A 22923-nucleotide genomic window follows, 5' to 3' on the forward strand; every position below is an offset into this window, starting at 1 on the left:
GTTCCATAATGAAAACAGGGCTGCCATGGGGTTTATTATCGTTTATTAATATTTTTCTAATGTCGGATTATTTGTTCCGATTCCTAAATTTCAAAATCATGCAAAAACTAGTGTTCTTGTCCTTTTTGTTAAGTAGTCTTATCAGTGTTGCCCAAGTAAAGGACAAAATTGCCTTTGGCCCTTATATTCAGCAAATGGGAACCAAAGATGCCACCATATGTTGGTCCACTTTGGAGAGTGCGCCCACCATTACGGATAAGGATGGAAACGTAAAGACCATTGGGGAATACAAACACCACAAAATTCATCTTGGGAACCTTGAACCCAATACAGAATACCAATATGATGTTCTTAACGATGGTTCGGATGAAGGTAAAGGTACTCTTACCACTTACCCAGATGAAATAATACCTTTTAATTTTGCTGTTACCGGCGACTCCAGGAACAGGCACGACGTGCATGCCAAAATAGTGGCCAGAATCATGGAGACCAATCCCAGGTTTATTATCAATTCGGGGGATTTGGTGGCAAACGGACGATCTATTAGCGATTGGGAAGCCTTTTTTGGGGTAAATAAGGAGCTAATGAGAAATACGCCCTACTATCCCGTTTTGGGCAACCATGAAAAGGATTCGCCCTATTACTATGACCTGTTCGATTTGCCCAACAATGAAAAATACTACTATTTCACCGTTGGAGATGCCCTTTTTATTGTTTTGGACAGTGAAGGCAAGCAAATTTCAGAGCCCGATTTTATCACGGAAAAGAACAGTGATGCCTTCTGGAAAGATGCCTTTTCCGAGTATTTTAACACCCAGAAAAAATGGTTGGAAAATGTCTTGGAATTGAACAAGGAGGCAGGTTTTGTTTTCATTTTTCAACACAAACCCTTGTATAGCGCCATGAAAAACAGAAAGGCGGAAGCCGAACAGACCCGTAAATTCTGGGGCGATATCTTTGAAAGACATAAGGTTCAGGTTTTTTTGAACGGGCATGATCACCATTATCACCGGGCCACTAAAAATGGGGTGCATTATATTACCTCTGCGGGAGCGGGAGCTCCACTGTACGATATAGAGCTCACCTTACCGGAAACTCAGAAATCCAGTAAAATAGAACATTTTGTCAATGTACAGATCAATAAGAAGAATGCCTTTTTGTATGTGACGGATATTAACGGCAATGAAATTGAAACCGTTGAAATAAAAAGAAGAAAATAATCATCTCAAATAGTATGAAAACTAGTAAAATAGGAGTTCAGGTTTTAATAGTGGCCATGTCTTTGGCCACTGCTTGGGCCATTCGGGGCCAGTTTGGACATGAACAGGGTGCTGCCTGGGCAGGGGCAATAGGAGGTCTGGCCCTGGTACTCGTATCCGGCAGAAAGGATTGGTATAACAAAATGATGTTGGTGGCTCTGGCATCGGCCGTAGGTTGGGGAGCAGGGGGAATGATCAGTTATGGCAAGGTTGTTGGCTATGGTTTCGCCGATAACTTTGTCAATGCATATTACGGCTTGGGGATGCTCTTCGTTATTGGAGGTTTATTCGGCTTACTGGGCGGTGGCCTAGTAGGTTTAACCTTGGATTCTACAAAGGAAAACAGGGTAAGGTGGGGTGCCTTGCTATCCGAAATGACGGCCGGTGGAATTATCGGTTATTATTTTCTTATAGAGCAGATCGGTTTCAAGATGACCCCTCCCAGATCCGAGGCCTGGGCCGTGTGTCTTGGAGCGGGCTTGGCCATGTTATGGTATATGGCCAGGGAAAAGAGAAATTCGGCCATTAGGGTGGCCTTTTATGCCATGCTGGGCGGAGGTATAGGTTTTAGCTTTGGTAATTTCTTACATGTTCTTGGCAATGTATGGCAAATTCCTTTTAATATGTGGAACGTTATGGAATACTGCATTGGTTTTTGTGGTGGCTCTGGTATGGCCTATGGAGTATATACTTCCAAGTGGCCAAAGGAGATTCCAAGGGCCGCCAAATGGGAAAACTGGTCGGCCCTGCTTATTGTGGCGCTCTTTATTCCGTTGATCGTTTACAGGGAATCACTTACCTATGCCCATATTGCCAGGCGTTTGGAGAATTTGCCCAATATAGAATCCGTTGCCTCCACAAGTACTATAATGGTAGTGTTGGTGTTACTCGCTATGATAATAACCCTCTCTTTGAGATTTAAAAAGGATCAATTTTCCCAAAAAGATGTCTTGTATACCTTTTTTACAATGCTAATAGCTTACACATTTATGAGCTATGCAGTAACGGGCATTTTTGGGGGAGAAATGCACCTTAACCATCATCTTTACGTTTTAAACATCATTTTGATCTTTGCTTTGCTCCGATCGGGTAGTTTGCAGTATACCTATACCGATATGGATAAAATAGTCCTTAAAAAATGGCTTCTCCATTTGATCCTCGTACTGGGCGTGCTAGCTATTTTGGCTGTCATAGCCATAAGCGTACACGGCGACTTGGGAGACAGGGATAGATTTCCCATGAATTAAATTGAAGCTTGGTTTTAATGGAGGAAAGTGCACAAAGGAAATACCTAAGATTTATTTGGCTTGTTTTAATTATTTCAATGGGCTATGCGGTCTTAAGATATAATGTGGTGGGAACTGTTGCTTGGAAAGAGGTGCCAATATTTATTCTCAACAAAGGCGTCTCCTTGGCCGCAATAGTTTTACTTACGTTTAGTTTCTCCATTGGACCCTTGGACAATTTGGGGTTTTCAACATTAAATTTTGGGTTGGAAAGCAGAAAAATATGGGGAATTTCAGGCCTGCTGTTGACCATATTCCACCTGCTACTTAGTTTTCTGATTTTTAATCCCCATTACTATCCCAAGTTTTTCGATAAGGATCTTAGCCTTTCCGTTATAGGGAATTTTAGTTTGTTCGCCGGCATGGCCAGCTTTATGATACTGGGTCTTTATCACTGGTGCTTTAGAAATCGCTCTAAAAATAAAGAAATACTTATAAACCTTATTACATCCAAGAAATTTCTATTGGTCCTGTTATTTCTACTGGGAACCCATCTTTTTTTTATGGGGTATGCCACATGGGCCAGTCCTTCAAAATGGCAGGGAGGCCTGCCTCCAATCAGTTTAATTTCATTTATGGTGGTACTTTTCGGTTTTCTTATTAATGTGTTTGGTCGCATCTCGGATAGGAAAGTATAAACAATATACCGTACAGACGGCGGGTGTACGGCCAAAGGGTACCTATCGATTTCAACATACGGAAACTGTTTTGGACAAAGGGTTGGAAGGTGCAAAAAATTAACGATATGCAATGGCATATCCAGATACTGTTTGTTCTATAGGGAGGTGTAAATTTGAGGAATTCTAAAGGAGGAATAATACCTGTTGCCTCTTCCGGTTGCACAGGCCATAGCAAACCATATGGGAGTGGCATGGAACAACTAAATATTACCTAAAGGTCTTGCGGTAGTCCGATGGGGTTTTTCCCATAATATGTTTAAAGTAATGGTTAAAATTGGCCAGATTGTTATACCCGCTTTCAAAACAGATCTGAGTGATCTGTTTATCGGTTTCGGCCAATAATTTGGCGGCTATGCCAACCCTAACACTTTTTACGTATTCCATAAAGGTAAGATCTGTCTTCTTTTTAAAATACCTGCAAAAGGAACTGGGTGCCATATTCAATACGGCAGCGGCTTCCTCCAATTTTACGCCTTCCTGGATATTTTGAAAAACATATTCGTAGACCTTATTTATTTTATCCAGATTCTTGGAGAAAACGGCCGAACTGTTATTGGGATTGGATAAGTTTTCCCTTTCATCTACCTGCAACAGAAAATTAAATATTTTAAGCATTTCAATATAATATTCCAAGCCGTCCAATTGTGTCATGTATTCGAGGCTTTGCCTTATGTGGCTATCATTGTCCAGTTTAAAACGGAGCCCGGTGCTAGACTGCTTTAAAAGGTCTACCACCTGCTCCAGCTCTGGCATCCTAAAAAAGTCGGAATTAATGATATCTTCCGAAAAGTGGGTAACAATACAAAAAGGATCATTTCCCTTTTCAAAATCCAAGGCTTCCCAGCAGTGGGGCAAATTAGGCCCTAGGAGAACCAGATCCCCTTTTTCAAATCCAGAGATGTTGTCGCCAACAATTCTTCTGCCAGATCCGGAAGTAATAAAGTTTAATTCAAAATTTCTGTGGGAATGGATTCTGGCATTGGACGCCAAGGGTAATTTTCTCGATATAAATGAATGCTTATTGGGTACAAATATTTTTTCAAAAATAAATTCCATGGCTTGGTATATTGACAATATTGGACTAATATAATTAAATTATTCAGAAATAAGGTTAAAATATAATGCAATTAAAACAATATTGTAGTGGCACGGGTTTTTAAATTGACTTTATTTTGTTAGAGCAACAAATCGAGTTTTATACAATTAGTGGCAGTAGGTCCCATTATCCATTAAACAGATCTATTGATCACATATAAATTCATAAACAACCTAAATTACCAACCATTATGAAATTGATTATTACAACTTTTTGTCCATTGGTAGGTATTGCCATTATTTAATATTAATCCTTTAATTATACAATCATGAAATTGGCTATAAAAGGAATAATACCACCCATGGTAACACCTTTGCTTGAGAATAAGGAACTAGACCTTTTGGGGTTGAAAAATTTATTAAACCATTTAATTAGCGGCGGTGTCCACGGAATTTTTATTTTGGGAACCACAGGGGAAGGCCCTAGTCTCAGTTATGCGGTTAGGAAACAGCTCATATCCGAAACCTGTAAAATTGTAAATAAAAAAGTTCCTGTCTTGGTGGGGATTACAGATACTTCTTTTGATGGGACCATGGAAATAGCCAATCATGCAAAAAAGGTTGGTGCAGACGCCTTGGTAGTGGCACCTCCCTACTATTTTCCCATTGCCCAAGAAGAAATGGGGGATTATCTGGAAAGTTTGGTGCCTATGTTGCCATTGCCCTTTATGTTGTATAATATGCCTAGTTGTACAAAACTTCATTTATCCATAGACGTGGTCAAGAGGGCCAAGGAATTGGGGGCCATAGGCATTAAGGATAGTTCCGGGGATCTAACCTATCTGTATATGCTGATAGAAGAGTTTAAGAACGATCCATCTTTTTCCATAATCGCCGGAACCGAGCTGTTTTTGCCAGAGACGATTATGAACGGTGGTCATGGTTCCGTAGCCGGGGGAGCCAATTTTTTCCCAAGGCTATTTGTAGATCTATATGAGGCAGCAATGAATCAAGATTTGGAAAAAATAAAGTTATTGCGGGAAAAGGTCATTATGGTCCACCAGACCATTTATGAGGTAGGGGAGTATTCCTCCAGACATATAAAGGGTACCAAATCGGCTTTGTTGGCCATGGGTATTTGCCAAGATCACAATGCGGAACCATTGGACCGATTTACGGAGGAACAGAGGGAAAGGATAAAAAAGTATGTAGCTCAATTCAATTATAGGAACGAGTATAATCCTGTACATTAAAAATTCTGCCCAGGGGGGCTTAATACGTTTCTTTGTAAAGGTTTTTTTTTTATTGTAAACTGGTATATCTGGAATACCTAGCCTAATGGATAATATTAAAATGTTGAAAAAGTCTTTTGTTGCAATTCCGATTTTGATGGTCGCTTTTCTGGCATTTTTTTTTCATTTGGATATCCATATTATTGATGCCCTTAGCCTCGAAACCCTTCCCGAATACGATATCCATATTCCGGTATTGAGAATTATTTTTGAACCAATATTGGGGTTGTTGTTATATGTAAACCGGACTATTTATCCCTTACAGGAATTACCGATTACGCTGCTGTGGATTTTGGTTTTTTATTTATGCCTGAGTCTTTCCAAGATTTTTAAAGTAACTGCACCTCCCAACAGAAGTCGAAAAGCTTTGCGTTTTTTGGGGAACCTACCTTTGTTGATCGGTATTTGTTTTTCAGTTTTTGTAGTTATTCTTTTCATTCGACTGCCTAATAATACCATTGTAAACAATAGCTCGGATGAAATATTGCTAACTAGCCACTCCCATACCGAATTTAGTCATGATGGACTGATATCCCAGGAAAAAATGTGGACTTGGCACAAGAGGAATGGTTTCGATGCCTTTTTTATAACAGACCATGCCAATCACAAAAAAACATTGGAATTTGTAAACAGGCAAAGGTACAATCAATTTCCTATAGAACCTTTGGTCATGGTCGGTCAAGAGCATTCGGGTTCCAATCATATGAGTCTGTTGGGGCTGAACGGAAAATTTGAAACCAAGGATAAACCCGATTCCCTTATTGTGGACCTAGTGCATAAGCATGGCGGCGCTGTAATAATAAATCATTGGTTTGATGGGAAGGGAAAGGATAAGGAGTTTTATAGGGAGCTAGGTGCAGATGGTTTTGAAATTGAAAATGTGGGCAAGGAACTTTATTATGACCGAACCCTATTTAAGGACCTTAAGAAGTTCTGTGAAGATAATAAGCTCCTTATGATGGGCGGACTCGATTTTCACGGTTACGGTAGGGCATGTGGCATATGGAATGCCTTCCAAATTCCAAATTGGCATCAAATGGACCCGGATAAAAAGGAAAAATCCATTTTGGACATAATAAGGACCAGGGATCAAAGTAGGGTGAAGGTTCTAATGTACCAGGATCGACCTTTTTATAGTGGGGAAAATTTATTGTTCCAACCCTTCATTACCGCGGTAAATTATTTTAGAACGTTGAATTTTTGGCAAGTGTTATCATGGGCTATATGGTTGGTCTTATTCCAATTACTGTGGAACTACAGAAGAAAGCATTTTATGCCATTGCATAAAAGAATGGCCTTGACAGCTATGGTAAGTGCCCTGTTTTTAATACTCCTTGGGCTGTACTATATGGTCAGGGGAAATGCAGTAAAGGGCTATAGCAAAGTGTTTGCCGAATACAGTTCCTTGCTTCTTACCATAGGTTCTGTATTTATGGTCTACTCTCTTTTGACCATATATTTCCGATTCTTTAGAAAAATTAAAAAATAAATTGAAAGGAAGGGCTTTTAAAATTGGTGTTTGGGTGCTGGGGACTTTAAGTGTCGTCTCCTATTTTTATTGGATTTTCCCCGTATGGGGAATGCCGTTCAATGATCAGCGACATGGAAATCCGCCTTTAACCCCTCCCTGGGCCTTGGAATGTTGGCTTTGGGAAGATGATGTTAATACCTCGGACTATGTGGACGAGTTACTTACTGGGTATAAGGAGAATGATATTCCAGTGAGAACCATTATTTTGGATAGTCCCTGGTCTCTGCGCTATAATGATTTTGAAATTGATACGACTCTTTATAAAAAGCCCGACCTGTGGTTTAATAGGCTTCAGGACGATGGCTATAGGGTGGTACTTTGGATGACATCCATGGTAAATAGTTTAAGTAATGATACCCACATAAAGGATTCCAAGGATTGGTACCAGAAGGCCAAGGATAATGGTTTCCTGGTTAAATCCAGCAAGCCAAATAAATGGTGGAAAGGCAAAGGCGGTTTTATAGATTATACCAATGACAGGGCTATGGACTGGTGGAGGGGGTTGCAACAAAATGTCTTTGACCTGGGTATCGATGGATGGAAACTGGATGGCACGGCAACCCTATTCTGGAACCAACTGGGTCCGATACCCATATTTTACAAGAGGACTTCCCAGGGAATTATGACCACTAGGACCTATATGGACCACTATTACAGGGACGAATATAGGCATGGACTTACCCAAAATCCAGAGTTTGTTACACTTTCCCGATCCATGGACCGTGGCTTTCATCCCGAAGGCTTTACGCCAATAGACGCCTCCCCTGTAAATTGGGTAGGCGATCAGAAGCACGAATGGGTTAGCAATGAAATGATTATGGAGAGCGGGGATGAAAATGTTGATATTGCTTTGGATGGAATTCAAGGTTTTGAGTCGGCCATAGAGAGTGTCCTTAACAGTGCGGCCCTGGGTTATAATATTGTAGGGTCTGATGTAGCAGGATTCTCGGGGAAAACAATTCCGCCAAGATTGTATATGCGCTGGACTCAATTCTCCACTTTTTGCGGGCTGTTCATGAATGGGGGACATGGGGAGAGGCGACTTTGGAAGAGAACGGAAGAGGAGCTGGAGGTAATTCGGAAGTTTTCCTGGCTACATACAGAACTGGTGCCCTATATGTATCACTATGTGGTAACGGCCCATAACGGAGGGCGAAGGTTGCAGACACCGCTAAAGCAAGGAAAGTATCATTATATGTTCGGGGATGATTTTCTGGTGGCCCCAATATATATGGATTCCAAAAAAAGGACTATTGCGTTGCCAAAGGGGCAGTGGAGATACTTCTTCAACGATAAGGAACTCATTGATGGAGAGGTGGATATTGAGCGGGAATATCCAATGGACGAATTCCCGGTCTATATAAAGGAAGGCGCCATAGTGCCCTTGGATATAAAACGGTCCTATACAGGGTTGGGGGATTTGGATTCCGAAGGCTATACAACGATTTTAGTTTATCCTAAAGGCGAAAATAGTTTTGATTATTATCATACCGATACCGTGGGGGAAACTACAATTTCCTATGAAACAGCAGCCGGGACTCTAAAGCTTTCCCTGGAAGGAGAAAAATTCCCCCATCTTTTAAGGATTCATTCCAATAAAATCCCGGAATCGGTTTTATTGGACGGAAAACTATTGGAAAATGAGGTATTTTGGAAATACGACGACCAAGGCCATAAACTGGTGATCAGGAATGGTGATGGATATGGCAAGGGGATTTATGAAATTAAATTTTGATCCCTCTATCCTGGATTTTGTTCGCAACTAGGTTATCGGTGTAGGTTTTTGGATCTTAGGTAGGTTAAAAGTTCTTCAGGCAAATCGGTCTGAATTACGTTGACGTATTTTCGTGTCAAGAGGGCATCAAACCCGGAATCTTTCCTTTGTCTTTCCATTGCATCATACTTGCCCAATGCATTTATCCATACCCGATATCCGGATTTTATGGTCCTTCGCATAATTCCATTTTTGTAATAGCTTTCATCAATATGTATAATGGAAATATCCTCTAGTTTTTTAATGGCCCTAATGTCCTTTCTGGAATAGGCCCTCGGCATTATTTTAATGTCCTTGTTCAATTCTTGGTACTGTGTGGTTTCGGGATAGTCATAAAGGAAAAATAATATTTGGTCCGCCATTCCGTACTTTTCAATAAGTTTAAAAGTCTGTCTTACGGCTGCCTCGCCCTCTAGCTTAAAATCCACATCCAATAGGATCTTGCCCTTGGTCAACTGTAGAACCTCTTCAAAAGTGGGTACCTGCTCCTCAGTAATATCATTTCCGAATTTCAGTCTTAACTCTTTGAGCATGGCAAGGGTGAAATCGTCCACTTTCCCTGTACCATTGGTCGTTCTGTCAATAGTTTTGTCGTGCATAATTACCAGTTCCCCGTCCTTACTTTTTCTAATATCGATTTCTACGATATCTACCCCTATGCGGATGCTTTCCTCTATGGCCGCCAAGGAATTTTCCGGATAGTTGGGGTTGGTGGCCCTGTGGGCCGCAACGAGTACCTGTTCCGGGTGGTTGTGGAAATCGTTCAGGATGCTTTGGAGTTTGCTCTCTTGCGCTTGGGAGCTTAGTCCGAAGAAAAGAAGAAGGGTAAAAATGGCTTTGTTCCAAATTGGGTGAAGGCTGCTGTTCATTATTGATTATTGGTTAAGGATTTTCTTGTACTCCTGTAGTTAAGAGGGTGCAATATAATAAGACTTTTTGTTTACACGTTTAAGCTAGTGTTAATATCTTCTTGGCCGCTTTTTTCATTAAGCTAAATTGTTGTTGCCAGGGTATTGGAGCTTGTCCATATCTTAATGGCCCTAAAGACACCTTAGGAATTAGGGGTTGTAAAGCCGGACTGAAACAGGGGTTAATTGGTGATGGAACGGGAATTGGCAGAGCCAACTCCAATAATGCTGTCATAGATATCGCCAAAATTCCTATAATAGACTAGGATGAGGTAGTTGTTTTCGGTAAAATGAAAATTCCCAGAAATAGTGTTCATGTCAATGCCGCCTTCATTGTTTTTCATCACATATTTGTAGTTGTAAAATCCTTGTTTCATCTTTATAACCGCCTCCATATTGCCCGTAGCCTCATTATAGGTCATTTTGTTTTCCTCTTCAAGTGCATAATTATTGTATTTTCCAAATACATATACATCGTTCAGGCCAATCTTGGCCGTGTAGGGCAGGGTAAAGTGTATGTAACTGTACTCGGCCTCCCTGGAGCTGTCCTCTCCCTGCAGGGTTCGGACCACAAAATCGCCATTGATATCGGGATAATAGGTATAGGGCCTGTCATCCCTAAAATAGTCCATAAATAAATAATGGTGGTAAAGGTCTGTAAGTTCTATTCGGGAAATGGAAGAACTTGGCGCCCTTAGGTCTTTGGTGTCAAAATTGAAATATTCATTTCCGCCAAAATAACTGGTTTCCTTATCGTATTTATATACCAATTCCGACCCCAGGATAAATTGAGGGCTTATATTGGTAATGGCGGTAGGCCAAAGGTGGTTTTGAATTATGGCCACTTTTACCTCCTTGTTGGGGTTTACCAATTTCACCTGGGTGGCATTAATGGTAAATTGTACAACCTGTTTTTCATTTAAATAGTTGAAATCCCTGGAACGTTTTACCACGCCGCCCACCGTAACCCTATCCTCATAGACAACGAATCTTCTGGAAAACTGTAACTCATTATAACTGTTGTAAATTTCCAATACATAATTGCCGCTAACTTTTAATCGGGTATTATCGTTGGGTATGGTAAGCTTGTAGTTGGAATATGGTTGTAAGGTAGAGTAGCTGTTTTCGTAATCTACTATGCGCTCGTTGTCCATTCCGTTTAGATATTGCGATTTTAAAAGGGAAGATGGGGTCCAATCGTAATCGCAATGTACAATCTTGTAATAGTAATCCTGTTCATTGGCGAGTAGGTCGTCAAACTCCAAATAAACCGGGTCGCCCAAGTTTACGACCGGAAATTGGTCATCGGTATCACCTTTAAATATAATGGTCTTAATATTGGTTGGAGGGTTGATTTCCATCTGAACCTGGGCAAAAGTAAAACGGATGCACAGGAACAGAATAAGCGCAAAAAGATTCAATCTCATTTGGTAATATTTTACAGTAAAGGTAAGCAAAAAGCAAGCCTAAATAAGTTAGGGTGGTTTAATCTCTAAATTTATAAGTAATAATTATGAAAACTTTCTATTAAGTAGTAAATTTGCTCGAAATTTTGATAACCTAAGGTCTACTAAATATGTCTAAAGACATCCGAATTAAAAAAGGCTTGAACATTAATCTTATTGGTGATGCGGAAAAGACCACTTCCAAAGCTGTTTTAAGTAATGTTTATGCAATCAATCTTCAGGATTTTCACGGAATTACACCTAAATTATTAGTTAAGCAAGGAGCTGAAGTAAAGGCGGGAGAGCCACTTTTTTACAATAAAAATGTAGAAGAGATGCTTTTTGTTTCCCCTGTTAGCGGAGAATTGGTTGAGGTAGTGAGAGGTGCGAGAAGAAGAATTTTAACATTGAAAATATTGGCGGACAAAAGCCAGGAATTTGTGTCCCATGCACCTTTGTCCCCTAAAAGCGCCAAAGCTGAGGAGGTGAAGGCGTTGCTTTTAAAATCTGGGTGTTGGCCTTTTATTAAGCAAAGACCTTATGATATTATTGCGAACCCAAGTGTAACCCCTAAGGCCATATTTATTTCGGCATATGTTACCAGTCCTATGGCGGCCGATTTGGATTACGCATTAAAGGGTAAGGAAAATGAAATTCAGGCAGCAATTACTGTCCTGGGAAAATTAACTCCCGGAAAGGTACATGTCTCTGTTGGCAAAGGTAAAGAGTCTATTTTTTCCAAAATGGAAGGAGCTGAAATACATAAGGTTTCCGGTCCCCATCCAGCAGGTCTGGTAGGTACCCAGATCAATAAAATAGACCCCATTAACAAAGGTGAAGTGGTTTGGACAATAACGCCACAGGACCTTGTAATTATAGGGGAGCTTCTGATAACGGGACGATATAATCCTGAAAGGGTCGTGGCCCTGGTTGGGTCTAGCGTTAAGGCTCCAAAATATTACACTACCAGAATAGGGTCGGAAATAGCCACCTTTCTATATGCCAGTGGTGTGAATACCGAAAACTTCAGGGTGATCAATGGGGATGTCCTTACAGGTTCGAAAACAAAACCGGATGGGTATTTAGGGCATTATAACAATACCGTAACGGCAATTCCCGAAGGGGATGATTACGAATTTTTTGGATGGAACAAGCCTGTTTTCAATAAAATATCTTCAACAAGGGCCTTGACCTTCTCTTGGTTGCAGCCCAAAAAGAAATACGATTTGGATACCAATACCAATGGTGAACACAGGGCATTTGTGGTAACGGGATTGTACGAAGAGGTTTTTCCAATGGATATATACCCCTTACAACTTCTAAAAGCTTGTATGGTGAAGGACTTGGATGAAATGGAACAGTTGGGTCTTTACGAAGTTGCTCCCGAAGATTTTTCACTTACAGAATTTATTTGCATCTCTAAACAGCCCCATCAGCAGATTATTAGGGAAGGGTTGGATTTATTATATAAAGAAATAGGATAAAAGATGAGCTTAAAAAGTAATTTACATAACCTAAAGGAGAAGTACAAGGGTAAAAAAATGGCCCCTGCATTCAATGCAATCCATACCTTTTTGTATGCTCCCAACGAAACTACACATTCTGGGTCCCATGTACGTGCCGTGGATGATCTTAAGCGTACGATGAATACGGTGATCTTGGCTTTGGTGCCTGTGCTTATATTTGGAATTTTCAATGCGGGTTATCAGCACTATGCAGCTGTGGATGCTGCCAATGGCGTTGTAAGGCAAGCTTCCCTGTTTGGTAACTTCCTTACTTGGGAGAATTTTATTATGGGGGCATGGACCGTGCTGCCTTTGGTAATCGTTTCCTATGCGGTTGGACTGGCGGTAGAATTCTTGTTTGCCGTAATTAAAGGCCATGAGGTGGAGGAAGGATATTTGGTTACCGGTATGTTGGTTCCCTTGATCGTACCTATAGATACCCCCTTGTGGATGTTGGCCGTGGCCGTAGTATTTGGAGTGGTTATCGGGAAAGAAGTTTTTGGAGGTACGGGAATGAATATTTTGAACCCTGCGCTTACCATTAGGGCATTCTTATTCTTTGCCTATCCCACCTGGATGAGTGGGGATAAGGTGTGGGTGCATCAGGCGGTGGACCTGGCCGGTGGCCCGGACGCTATTTCCGGGGAAACCATTTTGGGTTATTTGGCTCAGGGTAAGGAGGCAGAAATGTCTTATTCCGTTTCGGATATGTTTTTTGGATTTATTCCGGGATCTGTTGGGGAAACCTCTACAATACTTATTTTGTTGGGCGGACTGTTCTTGATCTATAGTAAGATTGCCAGTTGGAGAATTATGGTGAGTGCCGTAATAGGAGCCCTGATTATGGGTCTTATCTTTAACGGAGTGGTAGATGCGGGCTGGATAACCGAAACAAGTAAGTTCTACGGATTAATGAGTTTTGCATTTTGGCAGCATTTGATCGTGGGTGGTTTGGCCTTTGGTATAGTATATATGGCAACCGATCCGGTTACCGGTGCACAGACCAATAAGGGCAAATGGTATTATGGATTCTTTATAGGATTTATTTCGGTATTGATAAGGGTATTCAACCCTGCTTATCCAGAAGGCGTATTCCTGGCTATTTTGTTGATGAACGTTTTTGCCCCAACTATTGATCACTATGTGGTTAGGGGGAATATAAATAAAAGATTGAAGCGGGCTAAGAACGCTACTATTTTGCCCAGGGACGGAGAAGGAAAAGCACAGGAATTAAAAGCAGAAACAGTATAATCATGGCAGTTAATACAGATAAAAATAGTTACACCGTTATTTTCGCCGCCATTATGGTGGTCATTGTTGGGTCTCTTTTGGCATTTTTTGCCTCCTCTTTGAGTGAAAAGATCCAGGAGAACGAAAGACTGGAGAAGCAACAGAATATTCTTTATGCCATGGGCGTAAACGAAAATGAGGACGAAGGAAGTGTCAATTTTGTTTCTACCGATAAGGTCGCCGGGGAATTTAAAAAATATATCAAGGAACAATTGGTCATTGAAGGGGATAAGATTACAAAGGATGACAATGCCTATCTAATAGACCTTAAGAAACAGGAAACCGAGGCCAAAGCCGGCAAAACAAGAAAGTTGCCCTTGTTTATTGGAGAAAAGGACGGATCAAAGTATTATATCATTCCTATGAGGGGCAAAGGTCTTTGGGATGCTATATGGGGATTCGTTGCCCTGGATAATAATTTAGTGGTAAAAGGCGTGTATTTTGACCATAAGGGAGAAACCCCGGGCTTGGGAGCCAATATCAAACAGCGCTATTTTATGGACGATTTTGCAGGAGAATCCATATTAAAGGGTACTGAATATGCGGGAATTGCAGTTGCCAAGGGAAATAACGACCCAACCAATGAAATCAAGGATGATAATGAAGTTGATGCATTGGCAGGAGCAACCATTACCGGTAACGGCCTCTCCGCAATGATTAAGGAAAGCGTAAAATTATATAAATCCTATTTGGAATCAATAAGAGCTAAAAATTAAACTATGGCACTACTTTCAAAAAAAGATACGAGTCTAATATTAGACCCATTGGCCGATAATAACCCTATTACCATCCAGGTATTGGGAATTTGTTCCGCCTTGGCAATTACAGCAGAATTAAAGGCGTCCATAGTAATGGCCCTATCGGTTATGTTCGTATTGGGCATGGGAAATGTCGTTATTTCCTTAATGCGGAACATTATACCGTCCAAAATTAGAATTATTGTACAATTGGTGGTTGTTGCCGCCCTTGTAATTATGGTAGATCAGGTGCTAAAGGCCTTTGCTTACGAATTGAGTAAAACACTTTCTGTTTTCGTAGGGCTTATCATAACCAACTGTATCATTATGGGGCGTTTTGAAGCCTTCGCCTTGGCCAACGGACCTTGGAGGTCCTTCTTGGATGGTATAGGGAATTCTGCCGGATATGGTTTAATATTGATCATAATTGGATTTTTTAGGGAACTATTGGGCTCAGGTACATTACTTGGGTATAAGGTCTTGGGAGATCCCATTGAAAAAACAGGTTTATATGCCATTGGATATGAGAACAACGGATTTATGTTGTTGTCCCCCATGGCCCTGATCGTTGTTGGCCTCATTATATGGGTGCAACGTTCACGCAACAAAGCTTTAATAGAGGAAAACTAGTAGTCATCATAAGTATAGAATGTTATGTTAGAACATGTAGAATTATTTTTTAAATCCATATTTATAGATAATATGGTATTTGCCACGTTCTTAGGAATGTGTTCCTACCTTGCCGTTTCTAAAAAAGTGACTACTGCAGTTGGTCTTGGAGCAGCTGTGATCTTTGTATTGGCGGTAACGGTTCCCCTAAACTGGTTGTTGGATCAGTATCTGTTACGGGATGGGGCCTTGGCCTGGTTGGGACCTGAGTACGCCGATTATAACCTAAGCTTTTTATCTTTTATACTCTTTATAGCTACCATAGCAACTATGGTGCAATTGGTAGAGATCGTTGTGGAGAAATTTTCCCCTGCACTTTATAATTCATTGGGTATATTTTTACCGCTTATTGCTGTTAACTGTGCCATCTTGGGAGGTTCGTTGTTTATGCAGTCCAGGGATATCCAAACCTTGGGACTGGCCTTCAATTACGGACTAAGTTCTGGAATTGGCTGGTTTTTGGCTATTTTGGCCATTGCTGCCATTCGTGAAAAAATCAGATACTCCAATGTTCCTGCCCCACTCAGGGGTCTTGGGATTACCTTTATAATCACTGGACTTATGGCTATTGGTTTTATGAGTTTTGGCGGTATGTTGACAGGTGGTGATGAAGCTCCAAAAGAAGTAGAGCAGAATACGGCCCAAAAGGTAGAGGAAGATAAAATAATTGAGGAAACCAAAGAAAATACGGTTTCTTATAACAACGCTATAATAAACGAGTAAAAATGATTTTAGCTACAAGTACAATTGGAACAATACTGATAACGGTAGTTGCTTTTTTAATACTATTGTTATTATTGGTGGCATTATTACTGTTTACCAAGGAGAAATTATCCCCATCAGGCCCGGTAACCATTACGATTAATGGTGAAAAGAAAATTGAAGTAGGTTCAGGGGGGTCCCTGTTGTCCACTTTGGGGAACCAAAAAATATTTCTTCCTTCTGCCTGTGGAGGCGGAGGAACCTGTATTCAGTGTGAATGTCACGTACTTTCCGGTGGAGGGGAAGCCCTTCCAACAGAAACGCCACATTTTTCCAAAAAGGAATTGAACCATGGCGCTCGTTTGGCCTGTCAGGTGAAAGTGAAACAGGATATGGAAATCACTATTCCAGAAGAAGTTTTCGGAATTAAAAAATGGCAGGGAACAGTGGTTCGTAATTACAACGTAGCTTCCTTTATTAAGGAATTTGTTGTTGAAATTCCTGAAGATATGGGGTATAAGGCCGGTGGATATATTCAGATTGAAATTCCCCCATGTGAGGTGAAATTCTCTGAAATGGATATCACCGCGCATCCGGAAGAGCACGAAACCCCTGATAAGTTTCAGGCAGAATGGGATAAGTTTAACCTATGGCCTCTGGTCATGAAGAATCCTGAAACTGTGGAAAGAGCCTATTCAATGGCCTCTTATCCTGCTGAAGGAAGGGAGATTATGTTGAACGTTCGTATTGCAACCCCACCATGGGATAGGGCCAAAAACGGTTGGATGGATGTAAATCCCGGGATTGCATCTTCCTATATCTTCAATTTGAAAAAAGGAGACCCTGTGGTAATTTCCGGACCTTACGGTGAGTTCTTTATCAACGAATCCGATTCAGAGATGCTGTATGTTGGTGGTGGTGCAGGAATGGCGCCAATGCGTTCGCATTTATATCACCTGTTCAACACCTTAAAGACCAACAGAAAAGTTACCTATTGGTACGGAGGTAGGTCTAAGCGCGAATTGTTTTATTTGGATCATTTTTACAAACTGGAAAAGGAGTTTCCAAACTTCAAATTCTATTTGGCACTATCCGAGCCCTTGCCAGAGGACAACTGGAAAGTGAAAGAGAACATTGATGCGCCAGGAGATGGTTTCGTAGGATTTATTCACAACTGTGTAATAGAAAATTATTTGAACCATCACGAATCGCCGGAAGATATAGAATTGTATTTCTGTGGACCGCCATTGATGAACAAGGCTGTTCAAAAAATGGGAGAGGATTTCGGAATCCCTGATGAACATATTAGATTTGACGATTTTGGAGGTTAATCTATAACCTTCCTGAATTCCAAGACCTTGAAGGTCTAATTATAGACCTGTCAGGTTTTCAAAACCTGACAGGTTTTTTTTATAAGCATGTTGTGAATAGGCCAGAATTTGTTTTTGGTGTAGGAACTTAAAGTAAAGACAATGAGTACGCCCTTAACGGAACAGGAATTGCACAATTTGGCGATGAACATTGTTGGAAAACAATTGGAAGCCGAAGGATTCGAGTTTATGGGAGTTAATAGCAAACCCAAACGCAATCCACAGTTTGTCTGTCTTAAGGATAAAAAGTTATTTTTTATAGTGGTGCGCTCTGTGCCGCATCCACAGGATCCAAGGGAATACGACAGGTCCCTAATGCAGAAAATTAAGGATCATGCCCTTGCCCAAAACGGTGAGGCCTATTATGCCGGGGTTGGTCTCTACAATGCGGAGGATAGAAGCCTACCGGTTTATCTTAATGAAGCTTATGTGTTGGAATATGATGGACTTATCAAAATATAAAGGATTCCGTATAGCATTATTTTTTTTAATACTGTTGGGGGCAGGGTGTGGGAGCAGTGAGACTAAATGGGTAAAGAATGTGAGTTCTGGCTCGGCTCTTGGAACTTCCTACAACATCACTTATTTGTCCAAGTCTGAATTGAATTTTGAACGGGAAATAGATTCCCTTTTTCAAGTTTTAAATCAGTCGATGTCCACTTACATACCCACTTCCGACATCTCAAGAATAAATGCAGGGGATTCCACCATTGTTGTGGATGCAATGTTCAGGGAGGTCTTTGAGCTTTCTGCCAAAGTATTTGAAGCCACGGATGGTTATTTTGATCCAACCGTAGGGGTTTTGGTGAACGCCTGGGGCTTTGGCCCAGGTGCGGAGTTGAAAATGGACAGTACTAAGGTAGATAGCCTTTTGGATTACGTGGGTTTCAACAAAGTGGCCATTAATTTGGACCATAGGATCAAAAAAGCGGACCCTGCCATCTATTTCGATTTTAACGCCATAGCCAAAGGTTATGCGGTAGATCGTCTGGCAGTTTTGTTAAGGAATAAAGGTATTGCCCATTTTTTGGTCGAAGTAGGGGGCGAGTTGGTGGCACAAGGGGAGAACAGGATCAAGGGAAAAAGATGGGTAGTGGCCATTGATGATCCCATGATGGAGGAAAGCAGGACCTATAAAAGAACTTTGTATATGAAAGACATTGCCATGGCGTCCTCTGGAAATTATAGAAAATTCAAAATTGATCCAGAAACCGGTGCCAAATATGTCCATACCATCGATCCCAAAACTGGTTATACCAAGAATTCAAATATCCTGGCAGCAAGTGTAATGGCAAATGATTGTGCCACTGCCGATGCCTTTGCCACTTCTTTTATGGCCATGGATTTGGAGAAAACAAAAACAATATTGGCACAACATAAAGAATTGGAAGGCTATATTATCTATTTGGACCCAGAGGGAAAGGTCTTGGAATATATGACCAACGGTTTTAAGGAGAATATCTTGGAGTAGTTATTTGGCAACCAAGGGGATAATCTCACCTTTGGCCAATCTAAAATGGTCCACTTCGGCATCGGATAGCTTTTTGGTGTAATCAACTTCCACTACCTTAAAGCCTACAGATCTAAGCTTTGCAAAGTAATCCCTTCCGTAAATTCGGACATGGTCGTACTGGCCGAATATTTTGGCCCTTTCCTTTTTGTCCGTTATACTATTATCCTCATAGGTAACGGCCCTATTCAAGTCTTGTGGGATTTGAAAAATGCCCCATCCTCCAGGTTTTAGTACCCTGTACATTTCTTTCATTGCTTGGGTGTCATCGGGAATATGTTCCAGCACATGGTTGCAAAATATGACGTCAAAGGAATTTTCGGGGAAGGGAAGATTGCATATATCCGCTTTTACATCGGCCAGGGGCGAATTTAGATCGGTGGTGGTGTAGGATATGTTCTTTAGGTTTCTGAACCTTTTGTAAAAGGCTTGTTCGGGAGCAAAGTGCAAGACCTTAAGGTGGTCCGTAAAAAAATTGGTCTCATTTTTCAAATAGAGCCACAATAAGCGATGCCGTTCCAAAGATAGGGTAGAGGGCGATAATACATTTTCCCTGGGATGTTCATAACCATAGGGGAGAAAGCTTTTGAATTTTTTTCCATCAATGGGGTCGGTATATCGATCGCCCCGCATGCCAAGGGCCATAATGGGACGCACCCAATAGCTTAATTTAATAAGAATGGGCCGGGGGATGGTATTTAAGATGTATTTAAATAATTTTTTCAAAGTGCTTTACTGGATTTACCATAGAAATAAAGGAAATTCACCAAAATTTATCAAGAGGTAATTTTTAATGGCTTTATACGCCCATGGCACTCTTTGACCTAGAAAGATATGTGGTACTGTAGTCCTTTACTTGTTACAGCCTGAAGAAGCCCCTATAGTGTTAAAGCACCAATGCCTTTTGGCGGAACTCCGCTTCCTCATCACTTTGTATCCCCAAGGCCTCATAGATATAGGCAAAGGTGGATAATATCTCTGGTTTTCCATCAATGATGGCTACATCATGCTCAAAATGTGCGCTTGGTTTATTATCGGCCGTTAGAATGGTCCAACCGTCCTTTAGTTGTTTTATTCTTCTAGTGCCCAAATTAATCATGGGCTCTATGGCCACTACCATGCCTTCCACAAATTTCTTGCCCCTTCCCCGTTTGCCATAGTTGGGCATTTCGGGATCTTCGTGCATTTCCCTGCCCAATCCGTGACCGACCAGTTCCCTAACAACGCCATAACCCTGGCTTTCTGTATATTGTTGAATGGCGTAACCTACATCGCCTACTCGATTTCCAACCTTAAATTCACGAATTCCTGCGTAAAGGGATTCTTTGGTGACCTGTAATAATTTTTTTGTTTCGGCCTCAACTTCCCCAACCTCAAAGGTGTAGGCATGATCGCCATAGAATCCGTTTTTAAGGACTCCACAATCTATAGAGATAATATCGCCTTCAACAAGAGGGGTGTTGTTGGGAATTCCGTGAACTACCTGGGCATTGGGACTCATGCACAGGGAGTTGGGAAAATCGTACAATCCCAAAAAACCTGGGACACCTCCGTGATCCCTTATAAAAGCTTCCGCCAAACTGTCCAGCTGTAAGGTGGTTACACCCGGCTTTACCTCACTGGCCAACATTCCCAAGGTCTTGCTTACGATCAATGCACTTTCGCGCATTAATTCGATCTCTTCTAGAGTCTTGATCTTTATCATAGATTGCAAATGTAAAACAATACTTTTAAAAATTCACCTTTGGGGGTACTGGCAAATGTATTGAAATTTCAAAAATTATTATACCAAGGGTTTTCTTGTCATTAAGGCCGGTTGTGGAACCCCCATCAGCTTAAGGATGGTTGGTGCAATATCACCTAAAACCCCATCTTTTATAGTCTTTAATTCCTTGTCCACCAAAATTAAGGGAACTGGATTGGTGGTGTGTGCCGTATTGGGGCTACCGTCCGGATTTACCATGGTCTCGCAATTTCCATGATCCGCAATGACCAAGGTGGTATAACCGTTTGCCAAGGCTGCCGTTATTACCGATTCCGCACAGCTATCCACGGTTTCACAGGCCTTAATGGCGGCTTGCATATCTCCGGTATGGCCTACCATATCGGGGTTGGCAAAATTGAGACAAACAAAATCCACCTCGCCTTTGTTCAATTCCGGAATGATGGCATCCCTTATCTCGTAGGCGCTCATCTCTGGCTTTAAATCATAGGTAGCTACCTTGGGTGACGGACATAAAATTCGTTGTTCCCCTTCAAAAGGAATTTCCCTGCCACCATTAAAAAAGAAGGTTACATGGGGATATTTTTCGGTCTCCGCAATCCTAATCTGTTTTTTGTGGGCTTTGGCCAAGGTTTCCCCTAAAGTTTCACTAATATTATCCTTGTCATAAATTACTTTCACTCCCTTATAGGAATCATCGTAATTGGTCATGGTTACATAGTATAGATCCAGTTTGTGCATGTTTAGTTCGTGCATGTCCTCTTGACTAAGCACTTGGGTAAGTTCCCTGCCACGGTCTGTCCTAAAATTGAAAAAGATAACTACATCACCATTTTTAATTGTGGATAAAGGGGATCCTTCATCATCAGTGACCAATAAAGGTTTTAGGAACTCATCCGTAATACCGGATTCATAACTGGCCAATATGGATTCTTCAATATTTTTTGTTTTTTGGCCCTCACCATTCACCAATAGGTCGTAGGCCAATTTTACCCGTTCCCATCTTTTATCCCTGTCCATGGCATAATAGCGGCCAATAACACTGGCCAACTTGGCATTCTTATCGGAGCAATATTTGTTTAATGCTTCCACATACCCTATCCCACTTTTGGGGTCTACGTCCCTGCCATCACTAAAGGCGTGGATAAATGTGTTCTTAAGGCCGTAACTTTCGCTGGCATCAATAAGCCCCCTGAGGTGTGAGGTGTGGCTATGTACGCCCCCGTCACTCAACAATCCTAGGAAATGGACCGGTTTATCATTGTTTTTGGCATAAAGTAGTGCATCTTTTAGCACCTGCTCATCCTTTAAGGTATCCTGATCGATAGCCAAGTTTATCTTTGCCAGATCTTGGTATACAATTCGGCCGGCACCCAGGTTCATATGGCCTACCTCACTGTTGCCCATTTGTCCTTCCGGCAATCCTACATTCATTCCGTCGGTCAAGAGATTGGAATTGGCGTATTTGGTATAAAGGGAGTCTATAAAGGGGGTGTTGGCATTGTCTATAGCGGAGACTTTAGGGTCTGGGGATTTACCCCATCCATCCAAAATCATTAAAATTACTTTTTTATTCATGATTTGTTTATTGGTGATGTCAAAAATATAACTATTGTATTTGGATTGCTAGAATTTGGGACAGCTTTTTTGAAAATTTTAGGCCCCTTGAAGATTATTTTTTAAGTGATGGGTCAAAAGAAGGCTTTTTGTTAAAATTTTGTTATTTAACCCAAAAAAGTGAAACAAATTTAACCAAATGGAGTCTGTTATGGTAATCAATAACAACTTATTAATCTTATTCATCATGAGAAAAACAGTCTTAACAGTCACCATGGCATTATTGTTTATGGTTGCGGGCGTTCGCGCTGAAAGTAGTAACAGTATCTATGCTATTAATGAAACGGCTTTATTTGGCAACCCGGGTGATCTAAGCTCTTTCTGCAAGGCTATCATTAAGGGGGATTTGGAAACCGTAAAGCGACTAATTGAGTTAGGTGAGGATGTTAACCAAAAATCTTTGGGAAAAACACCTGCCATCTTTGCCGCACGTTACAATAAGGTTGAGATTTTGGAACTCCTTATTGCCAATGGAGCCGATCTTAAAATTAAGTGCGATAATGGTTACAACGCAAAAAAACACGCAGAACTGTCCAATGCCACCGAGGCCCTGGAAGTAATCAATGCCAGCCTACAGAAGAAATAGTTGT

Annotated in this window: 21 protein-coding genes; 15 read left to right on the top strand and 6 right to left on the bottom strand. The window is 41.1% G+C overall.

All coding sequences use genetic code 11. From position 1 onward, the window contains the following. Positions 1-98: 98 nt before the first annotated feature. Genes QSE00_RS02645 through QSE00_RS02655 form a run of 3 tightly spaced genes read left to right on the top strand, consistent with a single transcriptional unit; the run spans position 99 to position 3183 of the window. On the top strand, positions 99-1220 hold the full coding sequence (locus QSE00_RS02645) for a metallophosphoesterase family protein (RefSeq protein ID WP_286104785.1): 1122 nt from the start codon (positions 99-101) through the stop codon (positions 1218-1220). 14 nt (positions 1221-1234) lie between these two features. Continuing rightward, positions 1235-2506 (top strand): hypothetical protein, encoded by a 1272-nt coding sequence (locus tag QSE00_RS02650; RefSeq protein WP_286104786.1) that lies wholly within the window; start codon positions 1235-1237, stop codon positions 2504-2506. Between the two features lie 17 nt (positions 2507-2523). Next, on the top strand, positions 2524-3183 hold the full coding sequence (locus QSE00_RS02655) for a hypothetical protein (RefSeq protein ID WP_110356567.1): 660 nt from the start codon (positions 2524-2526) through the stop codon (positions 3181-3183). Positions 3184-3432: 249 nt separating this feature from the next. Here QSE00_RS02655 and QSE00_RS02660 read toward each other — a convergent pair whose 3' ends face one another. Continuing rightward, positions 3433-4281, bottom strand: coding sequence for an AraC family transcriptional regulator (locus QSE00_RS02660; RefSeq protein ID WP_110356569.1), 849 nt, complete (start codon positions 4279-4281; stop codon positions 3433-3435). Between the two features lie 308 nt (positions 4282-4589). Between QSE00_RS02660 and QSE00_RS02665 the strand changes: the two genes are divergently transcribed. The 3 genes from QSE00_RS02665 to QSE00_RS02675 all read left to right on the top strand — a co-directional run bounded on the left by QSE00_RS02665 (position 4590) and on the right by QSE00_RS02675 (position 8818). Next, on the top strand, positions 4590-5513 hold the full coding sequence (locus tag QSE00_RS02665) for a dihydrodipicolinate synthase family protein (protein ID WP_110356570.1): 924 nt from the start codon (positions 4590-4592) through the stop codon (positions 5511-5513). 85 nt (positions 5514-5598) lie between these two features. Continuing rightward, positions 5599-7041, top strand: a complete 1443-nt coding sequence (locus QSE00_RS02670; RefSeq protein WP_286104787.1) for a PHP domain-containing protein — start codon at positions 5599-5601, stop codon at positions 7039-7041. 1 nt (position 7042) lies between these two features. After that, the gene (locus QSE00_RS02675; RefSeq protein ID WP_286104788.1) at positions 7043-8818 is read left to right on the top strand and encodes a TIM-barrel domain-containing protein; all 1776 of its coding nucleotides are present in this window, start codon (positions 7043-7045) and stop codon (positions 8816-8818) included. A gap of 32 nt (positions 8819-8850) precedes the next feature. Here QSE00_RS02675 and QSE00_RS02680 read toward each other — a convergent pair whose 3' ends face one another. Continuing rightward, positions 8851-9726: a glycerophosphodiester phosphodiesterase family protein gene (locus QSE00_RS02680; protein WP_286104789.1), complete on the bottom strand. Its 876-nt coding sequence runs from the start codon at positions 9724-9726 to the stop codon at positions 8851-8853. A gap of 221 nt (positions 9727-9947) precedes the next feature. After that, positions 9948-11192: a type IX secretion system plug protein gene (locus QSE00_RS02685; RefSeq protein WP_286104790.1), complete on the bottom strand. Its 1245-nt coding sequence runs from the start codon at positions 11190-11192 to the stop codon at positions 9948-9950. A gap of 149 nt (positions 11193-11341) precedes the next feature. On the opposite strand from QSE00_RS02685, the gene QSE00_RS02690 reads away from it, so the two are divergent. The 8 genes from QSE00_RS02690 (at position 11342) to QSE00_RS02725 (ending at position 18954) form a co-directional block, all read left to right on the top strand. Further along, positions 11342-12694, top strand: a complete 1353-nt coding sequence (locus QSE00_RS02690) for a Na(+)-translocating NADH-quinone reductase subunit A (RefSeq protein ID WP_110356574.1) — start codon at positions 11342-11344, stop codon at positions 12692-12694. A gap of 3 nt (positions 12695-12697) precedes the next feature. Beyond that, positions 12698-13966, top strand: a complete 1269-nt coding sequence (locus tag QSE00_RS02695; RefSeq protein ID WP_286104791.1) for an NADH:ubiquinone reductase (Na(+)-transporting) subunit B — start codon at positions 12698-12700, stop codon at positions 13964-13966. A 2-nt stretch (positions 13967-13968) separates the two neighbouring features. Beyond that, positions 13969-14721, top strand: coding sequence for a Na(+)-translocating NADH-quinone reductase subunit C (locus tag QSE00_RS02700; protein ID WP_286104792.1), 753 nt, complete (start codon positions 13969-13971; stop codon positions 14719-14721). Between the two features lie 3 nt (positions 14722-14724). After that, a complete protein-coding gene (locus tag QSE00_RS02705; protein WP_110356577.1) occupies positions 14725-15372 on the top strand; it encodes an NADH:ubiquinone reductase (Na(+)-transporting) subunit D in 648 nt (215 codons plus the stop codon). A 24-nt stretch (positions 15373-15396) separates the two neighbouring features. Beyond that, a complete protein-coding gene (nqrE, locus tag QSE00_RS02710; RefSeq protein WP_110356578.1) occupies positions 15397-16134 on the top strand; it encodes an NADH:ubiquinone reductase (Na(+)-transporting) subunit E in 738 nt (245 codons plus the stop codon). 2 nt (positions 16135-16136) lie between these two features. Further along, entirely contained in the window at positions 16137-17444 is a 1308-nt protein-coding gene (gene nqrF / locus QSE00_RS02715; protein WP_110356579.1) for an NADH:ubiquinone reductase (Na(+)-transporting) subunit F, read from the top strand. 141 nt (positions 17445-17585) lie between these two features. Next, the gene (locus QSE00_RS02720) at positions 17586-17945 is read left to right on the top strand and encodes a Na(+)-translocating NADH-quinone reductase subunit F (protein WP_286104793.1); all 360 of its coding nucleotides are present in this window, start codon (positions 17586-17588) and stop codon (positions 17943-17945) included. After that, positions 17923-18954 carry an FAD:protein FMN transferase gene (locus QSE00_RS02725; RefSeq protein ID WP_286104794.1) on the top strand — a complete coding sequence of 344 codons (1032 nt, stop codon included), beginning with the start codon at positions 17923-17925 and terminating at the stop codon, positions 18952-18954. The genes QSE00_RS02720 and QSE00_RS02725 overlap by 23 nt, the downstream gene beginning before the upstream one ends. Here QSE00_RS02725 and QSE00_RS02730 read toward each other — a convergent pair whose 3' ends face one another. The 3 genes from QSE00_RS02730 to gpmI all read right to left on the bottom strand — a co-directional run bounded on the left by QSE00_RS02730 (position 18955) and on the right by gpmI (position 22294). Further along, positions 18955-19719, bottom strand: coding sequence for a class I SAM-dependent methyltransferase (locus tag QSE00_RS02730; RefSeq protein WP_110356582.1), 765 nt, complete (start codon positions 19717-19719; stop codon positions 18955-18957). 160 nt (positions 19720-19879) lie between these two features. Next, on the bottom strand, positions 19880-20698 hold the full coding sequence (gene map, locus QSE00_RS02735) for a type I methionyl aminopeptidase (protein ID WP_110356583.1): 819 nt from the start codon (positions 20696-20698) through the stop codon (positions 19880-19882). 78 nt (positions 20699-20776) lie between these two features. Then, positions 20777-22294, bottom strand: a complete 1518-nt coding sequence (gene gpmI / locus QSE00_RS02740; RefSeq protein WP_110356584.1) for a 2,3-bisphosphoglycerate-independent phosphoglycerate mutase — start codon at positions 22292-22294, stop codon at positions 20777-20779. A gap of 226 nt (positions 22295-22520) precedes the next feature. Here gpmI and QSE00_RS02745 point away from each other — a divergent pair, with 226 nt between their 5' ends. Then, positions 22521-22919, top strand: coding sequence for an ankyrin repeat domain-containing protein (locus QSE00_RS02745; protein WP_110356585.1), 399 nt, complete (start codon positions 22521-22523; stop codon positions 22917-22919). Positions 22920-22923 lie beyond the last annotated feature (4 nt).

It is taken from the genome of Arenibacter flavimaris (genome assembly GCF_030291335.1).
In the GTDB taxonomy this organism is placed as follows: Bacteria; Bacteroidota; Bacteroidia; order Flavobacteriales; family Flavobacteriaceae; genus Arenibacter.